At 30.9% G+C, this 16181-nt stretch carries 12 protein-coding genes; 10 read left to right on the top strand and 2 right to left on the bottom strand.

The features are described 5' to 3' along the window. Positions 1-1389: a phosphoglucosamine mutase gene (glmM, locus tag BT151_RS08805; protein WP_072401428.1), complete on the bottom strand. Its 1389-nt coding sequence runs from the start codon at positions 1387-1389 to the stop codon at positions 1-3. A gap of 79 nt (positions 1390-1468) precedes the next feature. Here glmM and BT151_RS08810 point away from each other — a divergent pair, with 79 nt between their 5' ends. The 10 genes from BT151_RS08810 to BT151_RS08850 all read left to right on the top strand — a co-directional run bounded on the left by BT151_RS08810 (position 1469) and on the right by BT151_RS08850 (position 14963). Then, entirely contained in the window at positions 1469-2068 is a 600-nt protein-coding gene (locus BT151_RS08810; protein ID WP_072401429.1) for an acyl carrier protein phosphodiesterase, read from the top strand. Continuing rightward, the gene (gene ggt / locus BT151_RS08815) at positions 2065-3747 is read left to right on the top strand and encodes a gamma-glutamyltransferase (protein ID WP_072401430.1); all 1683 of its coding nucleotides are present in this window, start codon (positions 2065-2067) and stop codon (positions 3745-3747) included. Before BT151_RS08810 ends, ggt begins: the two co-directional genes overlap by 4 nt. Before the next feature lie 71 nt (positions 3748-3818). Further along, positions 3819-4541 carry a hypothetical protein gene (locus BT151_RS08820; protein ID WP_072401431.1) on the top strand — a complete coding sequence of 241 codons (723 nt, stop codon included), beginning with the start codon at positions 3819-3821 and terminating at the stop codon, positions 4539-4541. Positions 4542-4624: 83 nt separating this feature from the next. Then, positions 4625-7453: an excinuclease ABC subunit UvrA gene (gene uvrA / locus BT151_RS08825; protein ID WP_072401432.1), complete on the top strand. Its 2829-nt coding sequence runs from the start codon at positions 4625-4627 to the stop codon at positions 7451-7453. Positions 7454-7588: 135 nt separating this feature from the next. Further along, on the top strand, positions 7589-7756 hold the full coding sequence (locus tag BT151_RS18470) for a lmo0937 family membrane protein (RefSeq protein ID WP_143144279.1): 168 nt from the start codon (positions 7589-7591) through the stop codon (positions 7754-7756). Positions 7757-7919: 163 nt separating this feature from the next. Beyond that, positions 7920-8609, top strand: a complete 690-nt coding sequence (locus BT151_RS08830) for an LOG family protein (protein WP_072401433.1) — start codon at positions 7920-7922, stop codon at positions 8607-8609. Between the two features lie 132 nt (positions 8610-8741). Beyond that, complete coding sequence (locus BT151_RS08835; protein ID WP_072401434.1) at positions 8742-11573, top strand: gluzincin family metallopeptidase; 2832 nt, start codon at positions 8742-8744, stop codon at positions 11571-11573. A 167-nt stretch (positions 11574-11740) separates the two neighbouring features. Next, a complete protein-coding gene (locus BT151_RS08840; protein WP_072401435.1) occupies positions 11741-14152 on the top strand; it encodes an alpha-ketoacid dehydrogenase subunit alpha/beta in 2412 nt (803 codons plus the stop codon). A 76-nt stretch (positions 14153-14228) separates the two neighbouring features. Next, positions 14229-14492 carry a DUF202 domain-containing protein gene (locus tag BT151_RS08845; RefSeq protein ID WP_072401436.1) on the top strand — a complete coding sequence of 88 codons (264 nt, stop codon included), beginning with the start codon at positions 14229-14231 and terminating at the stop codon, positions 14490-14492. After that, a complete protein-coding gene (locus BT151_RS08850) occupies positions 14493-14963 on the top strand; it encodes a hypothetical protein (protein WP_072401437.1) in 471 nt (156 codons plus the stop codon). Between the two features lie 92 nt (positions 14964-15055). Here BT151_RS08850 and BT151_RS08855 read toward each other — a convergent pair whose 3' ends face one another. Beyond that, the gene (locus tag BT151_RS08855; protein WP_317041226.1) at positions 15056-16150 is read right to left on the bottom strand and encodes an aldose epimerase family protein; all 1095 of its coding nucleotides are present in this window, start codon (positions 16148-16150) and stop codon (positions 15056-15058) included. Positions 16151-16181: the final 31 nt, after the last annotated feature.

A 16181-nucleotide genomic window follows, 5' to 3' on the forward strand; every position in this document is an offset into this window, starting at 1 on the left:
TTAGCTTTTAGCTATATTTCCAATTTCTTCAATAAATTTATCTGCCAACCCATCAGCTTCTTCTTGCGATTTTGCTTCGGTATAAATTCTAATTATCGGTTCGGTGTTACTTTTACGCAAGTGTACCCAACTTTCTGCAAAGTCAATTTTAACCCCATCAATTGTAGTTAATTGCTCGTTTTTGTATCGACTTTCTATTTCTTTTAAAATGCCATCAACATCTAAACTTGGCGTTAATTCAATCTTCTTTTTACTCATAAAGTAATTAGGATAGGTTTTTCTAAGCTGGCTAACACTCATCGTTTTATCAGCTAACAAACTTAAAAACAAAGCAACACCAACTAGTGCATCACGTCCGTAATGCGACTCCGGATAAATAATACCACCATTACCTTCGCCACCAATAACTACTTTATTTTTCTTCATTAGTTTAACCACATTCACTTCACCTACTGCACTAGCTTCATAAGTACCTCCATGTTTTTCGGTAACATCTCGTAAAGCTCTTGTAGAACTCATATTGCTAACCGTATTACCAGGCGTTATACCCAACACATAATCTGCACATGCTACCAATGTATATTCTTCACCAAACATATCACCATTTTCATCCACAAATGCTAAACGATCTACATCTGGATCTACCACAATACCAAAATCGGCTTTATGCTTTTTCACGGCTTCAGATAAATCTGTTAAATGTTCTTTAAGTGGTTCTGGATTGTGTGGAAAATGTCCGTTTGGTTCACAATACAATTTAATTACATCTACTCCTAAACGCTCTAAAAGCAAAGGAATAGCAATTCCTCCTGTAGAATTTACACCATCAACCACTACTTTAAAACGCGCTTCTTCTATAGCCGTTACATTAACAAGATCTAAATCTAAAACCTCAATAATATGCAAATCTATGTAGGCTTTATTTTTTGTTATTTTACCAAGGTTATCTACTTCAGCAAAATTCATATCATCACTTTCTGCGATCTCTAAAATTTTGGCACCTTCTACAGCATCTAAAAACTCACCTTTAGCATTCAATAATTTTAAAGCATTCCATTGTTTTGGATTATGACTTGCCGTTAAAATAATACCACCATCTGCATGTTCTAAAGGCACTGCTACTTCTACGGTTGGCGTTGTAGATAATCCAACATCAACAACATGAATTCCTAAACCTATAAGTGTATTCATAACCAAATTTTGTATCATCTGTCCAGAAATACGTGCATCCCTTCCAACCACTACTTTATGGTATTCTTTTTCTCGTTGTTGTTTTAACCAAATTCCATAAGCTGCTGCGAATTTTACAGCATCAATTGGGGTTAAATTCTCACCAACTTTCCCGCCAATGGTTCCTCTAATTCCTGAAATAGATTTTATAAGTGTCATAGTGAATTTTAAAAAATTAAAAAACAAATATAGTATTTCAAAATCGGTTTTCTTAAAACGGAATTCGTAAATTTCAAAAATGAATTACTTAGCACATATTTATTTATCTGGCGAAAATGACTTGGTTACTATTGGTAATTTTATTGCCGATGGTATTAAAGGAAAAAGTTATAAAAAGCACCAAAAAGACATTCAAATTGGCATATTACTACACAGACAAATAGACACATTTACTGATGCTCATAAAACGGTAAGGCAGAGCACCAAACGCTTACATGAAAAATATGGTCATTATTCTGGAGTTATTGTAGATATTTTATATGATCATTTTCTCGCTAAAAACTGGAGTATTTATAGCCATGTTCCATTAGATGAATATGTTAATCATTTTTATAATTCTTTAGAAGAACATTTTGAGATATTACCATTACGTATTCAAAAAATGATACCTTATATGATGACTGATAATTGGTTATTAAGTTATGCTTCTATTGATGGAATTTCAAGGGTTTTAGAAGGTGTCAATAGACGAACTAAAAACCGCTCTGGAATGCATGAAGCCGTGAATGAACTAGAAGAATTTTATAAAGAATTTGAGAATGAGTTCACACTCTTTTTTAATGAATTGATTACTTTTTCAAACACAAAACTAACAGAAATTCAACAATCTTATTTATGAAAAAAATTCTAATAACACTCTTATTACTAGCAATTTGGTCTTGTAAAAATAAAAACAATAAAACAAACGGATTAATAACTAAAAATGCTATGGTAGTTTCTGCTCGAGAAGAAGCTTCAAAAATAGGAAGCGATATTATGAAGCAAGGCGGAAACGTTTTTGATGCTATGGTTGCAACCGAGTTAGCGTTAGCTGTTTCCTATCCTTACGCGGGAAATATTGGAGGAGGAGGATTTATGGTTTACCGTTTAAATAATGGTGAAACAGGTGCTATAGACTATAGAGAAAAAGCACCCGAAGCAGCAACAAAAAACATGTATTTAGATTCTTTAGGTAATGTTATTCCTAATTTAAGTACTAGAGGCGCCATGGCTGTTGGTATTCCAGGAACTATTGCTGGTGTTTTTGAAGTTCATAAAAAATTCGGAACTCTCCCTATAGAAACCATTTTAGAACCTGTAATAGCGCTAGCTAATAAAGGTGTTATTGTAACAAAGAAACAAGCATTAAGAATTGCCGAAAAGCAAGTAGATTTTAAACTCGCCAACAAAGACACCATTCTTTTTACTAAAAATTGGAAAGTAAACGATACCATAAAATATCCAAACCTTGCTAATACTTTAAAAAAGATTTTAGAAAACGGTCGTGATGAATTTTATAAAGGTGAAACTGCAAAAAAACTAGCACAATTTATTCAGGAAAATGGAGGTATAATTACAGAAGAAGATTTGGCAAATTACGAAGCAATATGGCGCACACCAATAACTTTTAAATATGATGGATTAACAATTACATCAATGTCTCCTCCTTCTAGCGGTGGCATTGCATTAGCCCAAATTTTAAAACAAATTGAACCTTTCAATTTAGAAAATTTTGGACATAATTCCGTAAAAGCCATACAAGTCATTACAGAAGCAGAACGTAGGGCTTATGCAGACAGGAGTTTTTATTTAGGCGACCCAGATTTTGTAAAAGTTCCTCAAAATAAATTGATAAGTGATGCATACTTAAAAAATAGAATGGCTAATTTCTCTTTTGAAAAAGCAACGCCCTCATTGTCTGTTTCACATGGTGAAGTTCAAATAATTGAAAGTGACGAAACCACACATTATTCTATTGTAGATCCATTCGGAAATGCTATTGCAGTAACCACAACCTTAAATAGTGGTTTTGGCTCTAAGTTATATTGTTCTGAACTTGGCTTCTTTTTAAACAATGAAATGGATGATTTTTCTAGCAAACCAGGAGAACCAAATGTTTACGGATTAATTGGAGCTGAAGCAAATAGCATTTTACCTCAAAAACGTATGTTAAGTTCTATGACACCAACTATTATTGAGAAAAATGGAAAGCTTTACATGACCTTAGGAACTCCAGGAGGATCAACAATAATAACTTCTGTAATGCAAACTATTTTAAATGTTCATAAGTTCAACATGACCATGCAAGAAGCTGTTAATGCACCTCGTTTTCATCATCAATGGTTACCAGACGAAATACGAATGGAACCAAATGCATTTGATCAATCTATAATAGACGAACTTAAGAAACTTGGTTATATCATAAACGAAAAAGATGCTCCTGTTATAGGTAAAGTCGATGGAATACTTGTTTTAGATGACAAATCGTATGAGGGTGGTGCAGATCGTCGAGGTGATGATACTGCTGTCGGTTTTTAATATTTTTCTTTTTCTAAAACAATAGTATTTAATAATTTAGCGAACTTTATACATAATTTGCGTGATGTTTTATGGCTATTAAATCAAAAAAAATATTTAAAATAGTAACTGGGGTAATTATATTTTTCACCCTTCCTAGTTTAATACTTTTTGGTTTTTTATTTTTTAAATATAATGAAGAGTTACCCACAGGTATTCAAGGAGAAAAAGCTGATGCCTTAGCTCATAAAATGTTGGATGCCTTAAATTATGAAGCTTTTAAAAACACCTCGATTATTGAGTGGACATTTAAAAAGAGACACCATTATAGTTGGGATAAAGAAAAAAATACCTGCGATGTTTATTGGAAAGATTATAAAGTAATTTTAAACTTAGATAATTTATCAAAAAGCACCGTTTACATTCACAGTTTTAAGAATGAAAGCGATATGGCACCAGGATTAATAGACAAAGCCATAACCTATTTTAATAACGATTCCTTCTGGCTAGTGGCACCTTATAAAGTTTTTGACAAAGGTGTTGAACGCAGACTAGTTAAAACAGAAAATAACGAAGAGGCTTTATTAGTTACTTATACTTCTGGTGGTTCTACACCTGGAGATTCTTATTTATGGTTACTTGATGATAAAGGCAAGCCAATAGCATTTAAAATATGGGCTTCTATTTTACCTATTGATGGCTTAGAAGCATCTTGGAGCGATTGGACTACCACAGAAAGCGGCGCACAATTACCAACATTCCATAAACTTATGGTTTTAGGTTTAGAAATTGATGGTATTAAAGGGATTAAATAAATTCTTATTTATTATAAAAAACTCTAATAAAACTCACTTCATTTTTAATCTCAAAAAACGTAACTTCGCAACTTTGCCAATTTATGAGCCAATTTGATGATTTTATTGAAGTAAAAGGAGCGCGAGTACACAATCTTAAAAATATTGATGTATCAATTCCTCGTGAGAAACTTGTTGTTATTACAGGTCTGTCTGGAAGTGGAAAATCATCTCTAGCTTTTGACACTATTTATGCCGAAGGACAACGTCGTTACATTGAAACTTTTTCGGCATATGCTAGACAATTTTTAGGAGGCTTAGAACGTCCTGATGTTGATAAAATTGATGGGCTTTCTCCTGTAATTGCTATTGAACAAAAAACAACTAGCAAATCGCCACGCTCTACAGTTGGTACAATTACAGAAATTTACGACTTTTTACGCTTACTTTTTGCACGTGCCAGTGATGCATACAGTTACAATACAGGCGAAAAAATGGTGAGTTATAGTGATGAACAAATAAAAGAACTCATCATAAGTGATTTTAAAGGAAAGCGTATTAATATTTTAGCACCTGTTGTACGTTCTAGAAAAGGGCATTATCGTGAGTTATTTGAGCAAATTGCGAAACAAGGTTTTGTAAAAGTGAGAACTGATGGTGAAATTCGGGATATTGCTAAAGGCATGAAATTAGATCGTTACAAAAATCATGATATTGAAATTGTAATTGATCGTTTAAAAATTGATGACTCGGTTGATAATGATAAACGCCTAACTGAAACCATAAATACAGCTATGTATCATGGTGAAGATGTGCTTTTAGTAATAGATCAAGACACGCAAGAAACACGTTATTTTAGTAGAAATTTAATGTGCCCTACAAGCGGAATTTCATACCCAAATCCAGAACCAAATAACTTTTCATTCAATTCCCCAAAAGGCGCTTGCGACAATTGTAATGGTATTGGCACCTTATATCAGGTTAACGAAAATAAAATTATTCCAGACGATAAACTTTCTATAAAAGCAGGTGCATTAGCACCTCATGGTCCAGAAAAAAACAGTTGGATTTTTAAGCAGTTTGAAACAATTGCACAACGTTTTAATTTTAAATTAACCGATGCCTATAAAGATATACCTCAAGATGCTAAACAAATGATTTTGTATGGTGGAAACGAAAAATTTTCAGTCGAAAGTAAAACTTTAGGAGTTACACGTGATTATAAAATAGACTTTGAAGGTGTTGCAAATTTTATAGATAACCAATACAAAACTGCCGAATCCACATCTTTAAAACGTTGGGCCAAAGACTACATGGACAAAGTGACTTGTCCTGTTTGCGAAGGTTCTCGTTTAAAAAAAGAATCGCTTTATTTCAAAATAAACAATAAGAATATAGCTGAACTTGCAAACACACATATTTCTGAATTAGCAAAATGGTTTAGCGATTTAAACAATCATCTTTCAGACAAACAATTAAAAATTGCTGAAGAAGTTGTTAAAGAAATCAAATCAAGATTACAGTTTTTACTTGATGTTGGTTTAGATTATTTAGCATTAAATCGAGGTTCAAAAACCCTTTCTGGTGGAGAAGCACAACGTATTCGTCTAGCTACTCAAATTGGATCGCAATTGGTTGGCGTTTTATATATTTTAGATGAACCTAGTATTGGATTGCATCAGAGAGATAACGAAAAACTTATAAACTCATTAGTATCACTTCGTGATATTGGTAACTCTGTTATTGTTGTTGAGCATGATAAAGACATGATTGAACGTGCCGATTATGTTATAGATATTGGCCCAAAAGCCGGAAAATATGGTGGTGAAATTATTAGCATAGGTACACCTGAAGAATTAAAAACACATAATACACTTACTGCCGATTATTTAAACGGTAATAAGCAAATTGAAGTTCCTAAAAAACGTCGCGAAGGCAATGGCAAATTTTTAGAACTTAAAGGATGTACAGGTAATAATTTAAAAAATGTATCCGTTAAATTTCCTTTAGGAAAAATGATTGGGGTTACAGGTGTTTCTGGTAGCGGAAAATCAACTTTAATTAACGAAACACTCTATCCTATTTTAAATGCTTATTATTTTAATGGCGTAAAAAAACCAATGCCTTACAAAAGCATAAAAGGCTTAGAGCACATTGATAAAGTTATTGACATCAATCAATCGCCTATTGGAAGAACACCACGCAGTAATCCTGCAACTTATACAGGTACATTTAGTGAAGTAAGAGCGCTTTTCGCAAAAATACCTGAAGCTATGATTCGTGGTTATAAAGCAGGTAGATTTAGTTTTAATGTAAAAGGCGGACGTTGTGAAACTTGTCAAGGTGGTGGTTTACGAGTTATTGAAATGAATTTTCTTCCAGATGTTTATGTGGAATGTGAAACCTGTCAAGGAAAACGTTTTAATCGTGAAACCTTAGAAATTCGTTACAAAGGAAAAAATATTAGTGATGTTCTAAACATGACTATGAATGAAGCTGTAGAGTTTTTTGAACATATTCCTAAAATTCATAAAAAGTTAAAAACCATTAAAGATGTTGGTTTAGGCTATATTACTTTAGGTCAACAAAGCACAACACTTTCTGGTGGTGAGGCACAACGTATAAAACTCGCTACAGAACTTTCTAAAAGAGATACAGGAAATACCTTTTATATTTTAGATGAACCTACTACGGGTTTACATTTTGAAGATATTCGTGTACTTATGATTGTTTTAAACAAACTTGCTAACAAAGGAAATACAGTGCTTATCATAGAGCATAATTTAGACGTTATTAAAACCGTTGACCATATTATTGATATTGGATATGAAGGCGGAAAAGGTGGCGGAAAAATTATTGTTGAAGGCACTCCAGAGGAAGTTTCAAAACATAAAAAAAGCTACACTGCTAAGTTTCTTAAAAAGGAGCTTTAAATAATTAATCTGCTTATCATTCACATAACGTCAATGTACTCAATAGATTAATAAATTATCTCATTTGATATTTAATTTGTTAAGCACCATTTACTTTTCTATCTTTAGATATATAATCCAAAAATTTATAACATTATGAAAAGTATTTTATGGTTAGTAGCAGTAATATGTATTATAGCTTGGCTTCTTGGGATGCTTGGTATTATTCCGGGATTAGGCACAAATAGTTTAATTCACATCCTTTTAGTCATTGCAATAATAGTAATACTTTACAATATAATTAGTGGTAGAAAACCACTTTAATTTTAAATAACTAAATTATATAATAAAGGCAAATCTTATTAAGATTTGCCTTTTGCTATTTAAAACCATTTATATTTTTTGATTCATAAATTATATGAGCAACAATTAAGTAATCTAATTTATAAATATTATTTTGCAGACATAAATATATACTATTATTAAAATGAGAAAAGAGCAACACCATAAAGGTTGGAATGAAATAAAAACAAACGATTCATGGGCCATTTTTAAAATTATGGGCGAATTTGTAAGTGGTTTTGAAAAGATGAGTAAAATTGGACCTTGTGTTTCCATTTTTGGATCTGCAAGAACAAAACCAGATCATAAATATTATAAACTTACTGAAAAAATAGCTCAAAAAATTGTTGAAGCTGGTTATGGCGTTATTACGGGTGGAGGACCAGGAATTATGGAAGCTGGAAATAAAGGTGCTCATTTAGGTGGAGGAACTTCTGTTGGGTTAAATATTGAATTACCTTTTGAGCAGCACGACAACCCTTATATAGACCATGACAAAAGCTTAGATTTTGATTACTTTTTTGTTCGTAAAGTCATGTTTGTAAAATACTCTCAAGGTTTTGTAGTTATGCCTGGTGGTTTTGGGACTCTAGATGAACTTTTTGAAGCTATTACGCTTATACAAACACATAAAATTGGAAAATTTCCAATTATTTTAGTTGGTACAGATTTCTGGGAAGGCTTAATAGATTGGGTAAAAAAAACATTGTTAGATTCTTTTGCTAGCATTAGTACTAAAGATTTAGATCTTGTTCATTTAGTAGATACCGAAGATGAAGTTATTGCCATACTTGAGGCTTTTTATAAAGAATCTGGCTTAAGTCCAAACTTTTAGTAAAACCAATAGTCTTAATTTTACGTTAATACTAGTGAGTACTAGTAATTGACTACAATTATTTAATCTAGTATTTACTATATTGCAACGCCTTACATGAATTATTAACCGTTTAATGTTTTAAATAATAAATTGAAATTCCGCCTTTTAAGTTCTGTTTTATTTGCACTAATATGCTTTAAAAACTTTAGTCAAAACAAAATTGACTTAAAAGGCGTTTTTGATATTGAGAACAAACAAATTAAAATTTCTCAAACTATAGAGTATCAAAATACTTCGCAAGACGAATTAAAAACTATTTACTTAAACGATTGGGCTAACAGTTTTTCTACAAAAAAAACACCTCTTGCAATTCGAATTGCCGATGAATATATAAATGATTTTCATTTAGCAAAAAGCGAAGATAGAGGCTTTTCAGTAATAACGTCAATAAAACAAAATAACGAAGATTTAGTTTTTAAAGGGCTTAAAAATCAATCAGATATTATTGAGGTTGAACTAAATGAGACTTTAAAGCCAAATGAATCTTACACCATTCACTTAGAATATATTGTCCAAGTTCCAAATGCAAAGTTTACAAACTATGGTATTACAGAAAATGGAGATTATAATTTAAGATATTGGTATATCACACCCGCGATTTATAATGGAGAATGGCAATATTATAGCAATAAAAATCTAGACGATTTATTTATCCCAAAGGCAGATATTACTTTAGAAATTGAGTATCCTAATGGTTATGTAATAACTTCAGAATTAGATATAAATAACGTATCACAAAAAGAGGATAAGCAAATAGTAAAGCTAGAAGGAAAAGATAGGATAAACACAAAATTATTCTTAAAAAAGAATTCAGATTTTAAAACTATTCAGGATAAACATTTTTCATTAATTTCAAATATAAATGATGAAGGTCTAGAGGTTCTTGATAAAGTTTTAATTACTGAAAAAATAACAAAATTCATTTTTGATAATTTTGGCGAATATCCACATAAAAAACTTCTGCTTACTCAAATTGACTATGATAAAGATCCTATTTATGGTTTAAACTTTTTACCAAGTTTTATACAACCATATCCAGATAATTTTCAATATGAGTTAAAACTTTTAAAAATTGCATTACATAATTACTTAGAAAATACACTTTTAATCAATCCAAGAAAAGAACAATGGTTACTGGATGGTATTCAAATTTATTATTTAATGAATTATGTTGATGAGCATTATCCAAATATGAAGTTTTTGGGTTCTATTTCAGATCTTTGGGGCGTTCGATCCTTTCATGCAGCAGACATGAAATTTAATGATAAATATTTGTTAGCATTCATGCTTATGGCACGAACAAATAGAGATCAACCTTTAACAATGCAAAAGGATTCTTTGTTAAAATTTAATAAAAACATTGCTAATAAATACAAAGCAGGTATTGGACTTAAATATTTAGATGATTTTGTAAATAGTGATATTGTTGAAAATAGTATTGAAACATTTTTAATTGAAAACAAGTTAAAACCAACATCAACAGAAAAATTTGAAAACTATATTAAATCTAAAACCAATAAGAATATTGATTGGTTTTTTGAAGATTATTTAAAAACAAGAAAAAAGATAGATTTCAAAATTAAAAAAGTTAAAAAAACTGAAGATTCAATTACCGTTACTATAAAAAACAAACGAAATAATAGCATGCCTATTTCGCTATATAGCCTTAATAACGATAGTATTGTATCGAAAACCTGGGTTGAAAATATAAGTGATAGCAAAACATTAACGATTCCTAGAAATGATGCCAATAAACTGGTTTTAAATTATAATAGTGTAATTCCTGAAATTAATGCAAGAGACAATTGGAAATCGTTAAAAGGATTCTTTTTCAACAACAAACCCTTACAATTAAGGCTTTTTAAAGACATTGAAGACCCTAATTACAATCAAGTGTTCTTTATGCCAATTGCAGAATTCAATAATATTTATGACGGTTTTACTTTGGGACTAAGAGCTTATAATAAAACTGTTTTAAGAAAACTTTTTAATTATAAAATAGAGCCTCAATACGCTCTTAAATCAAAATCTCTAACAGGTTCTGCATCAGTTTCTAAAACTCATTATTTAGAAAACAGTAATCTTTATTTTATAAATTATGGGATTGTAGGCGGTTACACGTCATACGCCGAGGATTTATTTGTTAGAATAATTACACCTTCATTAACGCTAAGCTTTAGAGAAGATGATGATTTTCGCTCAAACAAACGTGAGTCATTACTTTTTAGATATATAGATATAAAAAGAGATGAAGATGTCAATAATATTTTAACTAATAATCAACCAAATTATAGCATATTTAATGCACGTTATATTCATTCAAATGATAATCTTATCAATTTTAACAAATGGTATACAGACTTTCAAATAGGAGAAAAATTCAGCAAGTTTTCTTTTAATTACGAATACAGAAAATTATTTGAAAGCAACAGGCAGCTTAACATACGTGTATTTGCAGGTACCTTTTTAAAGAACAACTCAGATCCTACTTCAAATTATTTTAGTTTTGCATTAGACAGACCAACCGATTATTTATTTGATTACTCATATTTAGGTCGTTCTGAATCTACTGGTATTTTTAGCCAACAATACATAGATGCCGAAGGTGGTTTTAAATCAAAATTAGAAACTCCATATGCAAATCAATGGATTACAACCTTTAACACGAGTACAACACTTTGGAAATATGTACTTGCATATGGCGATATAGGATTATTAAAAAACAAGTTTGAAACGCCTAAATTTGTTTATGACTCTGGTATACGAATAAATTTAGTAACAGATTACTTTGAAATATACCTTCCTGTATACTCAAATCTTGGCTGGGAAATTGGACAAACGAATTACGAACAAAAAATTAGATTTAAATTCACAGTAGATCCACAAGCTCTTTTAGGTCTCTTTAGAAGAAGATGGTATTAAAATAAAATTATTAAATAATTATCAGTAATTATCAATTCTGTTGAATAAATAACAATTTTTCTTTCTTTATATTGATTTTTTTATTGAATTGTTAAAAAATTACAGCATCATTTAATTGTAAAAAAGGTGTAATTTATCTATTTTTGCAGAAACAAAAGCATTTCCCTATGCAAACCATTACCAATTTGGAAAAAGACTTATCATTTGAAGATTTTAAGGCTGAAGTTATAGCTGACTATAAAATAGCCATTGAAAGTAGAGAATGTAGTTTACTAGGTCGCCGTGAAGTTTTAACTGGCAAAGCTAAATTTGGAATTTTTGGTGACGGTAAAGAAGTGCCGCAATTAGCTATGGCTAAAGCCTTTTTGAAAGGCGATTGGAGATCGGGTTACTACCGTGACCAAACCTTTATGATGGCTATAGGTGAATTAACTAAAGAGCAATTTTTTGCTGGATTATATGCCAATACAGATATAGAATTAGAACCCATGTCTGCAGGACGCCAAATGGGCGGGCACTTTGTTACTCATAGTTTAAATGATAATGGTAGCTGGAAAGATTTAACTAAACAATATAACTCTAGTGCAGATATCTCTCCAACAGCTTCTCAAATGCCTCGCTTATTAGGTTTAGCACAAGCTTCTAAAATTTTCAGACAAGTTGAAGGCATCAATAAAACCAATTTTTCAATAAATGGAAATGAGGTTGCTTGGGGAACTATTGGAAATGCAAGTACTAGTGAAGGTTTGTTTTTCGAAACCATTAATGCAGCTGGAGTGTTGCAAGTCCCTATGGTAATTAGTATTTGGGATGATGAATATGGCATTTCAGTACACGCAAAACACCATACTACAAAAGAAAATATATCTGAAATTTTAAGAGGCTTTCAAAGAGATAAAAATAGTAACGGCTATGAAATTTTACGTGTAAAAGGTTGGGATTACGCAAACCTTATAGAAACATATCAAGAAGCTAGCACTATTGCTAGAGAAGAACATGTACCTGTTTTAATACATGTTTTTGAGCTTACGCAACCTCAAGGGCACTCTACATCTGGTTCACATGAACGTTACAAAAATCAAGAACGTTTAGATTGGGAAGCTAATCACGATTGTAACCTTAAAATGCGAGAATGGATAATAGAAAGTGGCATTACAACAAATGAGGCACTTACCGAAATTGAAAGAGCTGCAAAACGAGAAGTTAGAGAAGCTCGAAAAAATGCATGGAATACGTTTTTAAAACCTATTAAAAAAGAGCAACAAGACCTTATTTTACTTTTAAAACAAGTAGAAACAAATAGTGTAAATGGTGTTTTTATATCAAAACTTAGAGATAGTTTAACACATATTGATGAACCTACCAGAAAAGATCTTTTATCTAACGCTAGAAAAGCTTTAAGGTATACAATTGGAGAATCTTTTGAAGAAAAGAAACAACTAGGTAATTGGATTAATGCAATTTTTGAAAACACACAACCCAAATTTAGTTCACATTTATATTCAGAAACCTCAAGATCTAATACGCTGATAAAAGAAGTAAAACCAGCCTATGATGATGATGCTGAACAAGTAGATGGTCGTGTTATTCTTCGTGATAACTTTGATGCCATTTTTACTAACTATCCTGAAGCTTTAGTTTTTGGAGAAGACACAGGAAAAATTGGAGATGTTAATCAAGGTTTAGAAGGTTTACAAGAAAAATACGGAGAACTTCGTGTAGCAGATACTGGTATAAGAGAAGCAACTATTATAGGTCAAGGCATTGGTATGGCATTACGTGGTTTAAGACCCATTGCCGAAATTCAGTATTTAGATTATATCCTTTATGCCATACAAATTATAAGCGACGATTTAGCAACTACACATTATAGAACAAAAGGCAAGCAAAAATCGCCTTTAATAATAAGAACACGTGGTCACAGACTTGAAGGTATTTGGCATTCTGGTTCACAAATGGGAGGCATTTTAAATTTAGTTAAAGGCGTAAATTTATTAGTTCCTAGAAATATGACTAAAGCAGCTGGTTTTTACAATACTCTTTTGCAGGGAGACGATCCTGCTATAGTTGTAGAATGTTTAAACGGCTACAGACTTAAAGAAAAAATGCCAAATAACTTAAGTGCAATTAAAACACCAATTGGCATTGTTGAAACAGTAAAAGAAGGAACAGATATTACATTAGTATCATACGGTTCTACTTTAAGAATTGTTGAACAAACTGCAAAAGACCTTTTAGCAGTTGGTATTGATGCCGAAATTATAGATATACAATCTTTAATTCCGTTTGATTTAAATCATGATATTGTTAAAAGTATAGCAAAAACTAATCGCGTTATGATTATTGATGAAGATACTCCTGGAGGAGCTTCTTCATATATTTTAAATGAAATTTTAAATACTCAAAACGGATATCAATATTTAGATAGTTCTCCAAAAACACTAACAGCTCAAGCACACAGACCAGCTTATGGAAATGATGGTGATTATTTTTCTAAACCATCTGCCGAAGATATTTTTGAAGCAGTTTATGGAGTTATGCACGAGGTAAGTCCAACAAATTTTCCAAAACTAAGATAAATTAAAACATAATATATATTTATCATAACCATCTTCTATAAGATGGTTTTTTTATATTTATGAACAAATCATAATTATGGATAAAGAAACACCTTTAATTACTAGAGATTGGTTAGCCATAGAACGAACAAAACTGGCCAACGAAAGGACTTTTCTTGCCTATTTCAGAACATTTATTGTGTTTTTAGGAACAGGAATAACACTACTAAAATTGGAGTTTTTTTCTGAAATGAAATCATTTGGTATTGTATTGTTAGCAATATCTCCTGTGATTTTATTAATTGGTTTAATCCGATTATTTTCAGTGAAACGAACCATTAAAAAGCACTATAAAATATAAATGAAAGCGGTATCAGCAGTTATAATAAAAAAAGAATTAAAGCATCGCTCATCTGACGAGCTAATGGAGTTATGCCTTCGTTTATCAAGGTTTAAAAAAGAAAACAAAGAACTACTCACCTATTTATTATTCGAATCACATAACGAAAGTGGTTATATAGAAAGCGTAAAAAGTTATATGGATGAAGAGTTTGAATTAATAAATACAGATAGCTTTTTCTATATTAGAAAAAGTGTTCGTAAAATTTTAAGGAATGTTAAAAAGTATATTCGTTACTCTCTAAAAAAGGAAACCGAAGTTGAACTCTTACTCTACTTTTGTAAAAAATTAAAAAATTTTAAACCCAGTATAAAACGAAGTACACAACTACAAAACATGTATGACAGGCAAATTTTACTTTCTAAAAAAATAATTGGCAGTCTGCATGAAGATTTACAGTATGATTACAATTTAATGCTTGATGAGTTTTAAACTATTATCTCTTAAATAATAGTTAGATAATACTACAAACCGTTAAGCCTCTTTTAATTCAAAAAAAAAAAAGCTTTAAAGGTTATTAATTTTTATTTGGTAGAAAATTTATACGTTGTTTTTGTAGAATAAATTTCTCCTGGTTCTAATATTGTTGTAGGAAAATCTTTTTGATTTGGCGAATCAGGATAGTGTTGTGTTTCAAAACAAAAACCTGTTCTTTTAGCATAAGTACCACCATTTGGTATTGGTAATGTGTTATCCAAAAAGTTTGCTGTGTAGAACTGCATTCCTGGTTCTTCTGAATAAACTTCCATAAATCGTCCACTTGTTTCATCGTAAGCTGAAGCAACAAAATTCATATTACCTTTTTCACCATTCACAATCCAACAATGATCATAACCTCCACCAAGTTTAAGCTGTTCATTATTTATAGCAATTTCTTTTCCTATTTTTTTTACTGAAGTAAAATCAAAAGGAGTTCCTTTTACGTTTCTTATTTCTCCCGTTGGAATTTGTGTTTCATCAACTGGCAAATAAGTATTTGAATTTATTACGACATCATGGTTTAAAATATCTTTCGAAAAATCACCTGATAGATTAAAATAAGCATGTTGCGTTAAATTTACAACTGTTGTTTTGTCTGTAGTTGCTTCGTAAGACACTTCTAAAGCATTATCTTTTGTTAAAGTATATATTACTGTAATTTTTAAATTACCTGGATAACCTTCTTCTCCATCCTTACTTAAATAAGTCAACTTTAAAATTGAATTTTCTTTTTCTTCAATAGGTTCTGCTTCCCAAACTACAGAATCAAATCCCTTTATGCCACCATGTAAATGATTTTCACCATTATTAGTTGCCAAAGTATAATCTTTACCTTCTAAAGTAAATTTACCTTTTGCTATTCTATTTCCAAATCTTCCAATTAAGGCACCAAAAAATGGATTTTCTTTTAAATAATCATCTAAATTATCAAAACCTAAAACTACGTTTTCAAAATCCCCCTTTTTGTTAGGTACTTTTAATGATGTAATTCTACCTCCGTAAGTAATGATATTTACTTCAACACCATTATTGTTTACTAATTTATATTGTTCAACCACAGTACTATCTGGCATTTTACCAAATTCTGAGTTTGTAATACTTAATTTTCCTTCCAAGATATTTGTTTGTTTTTCTGTCACTTATTCTTTTTTAATTTCCTTACTCTGCATA

Source organism: Flaviramulus basaltis, assembly GCF_900114265.1.
GTDB classification, from domain to species: Bacteria; Bacteroidota; Bacteroidia; order Flavobacteriales; family Flavobacteriaceae; genus Flaviramulus; species Flaviramulus basaltis.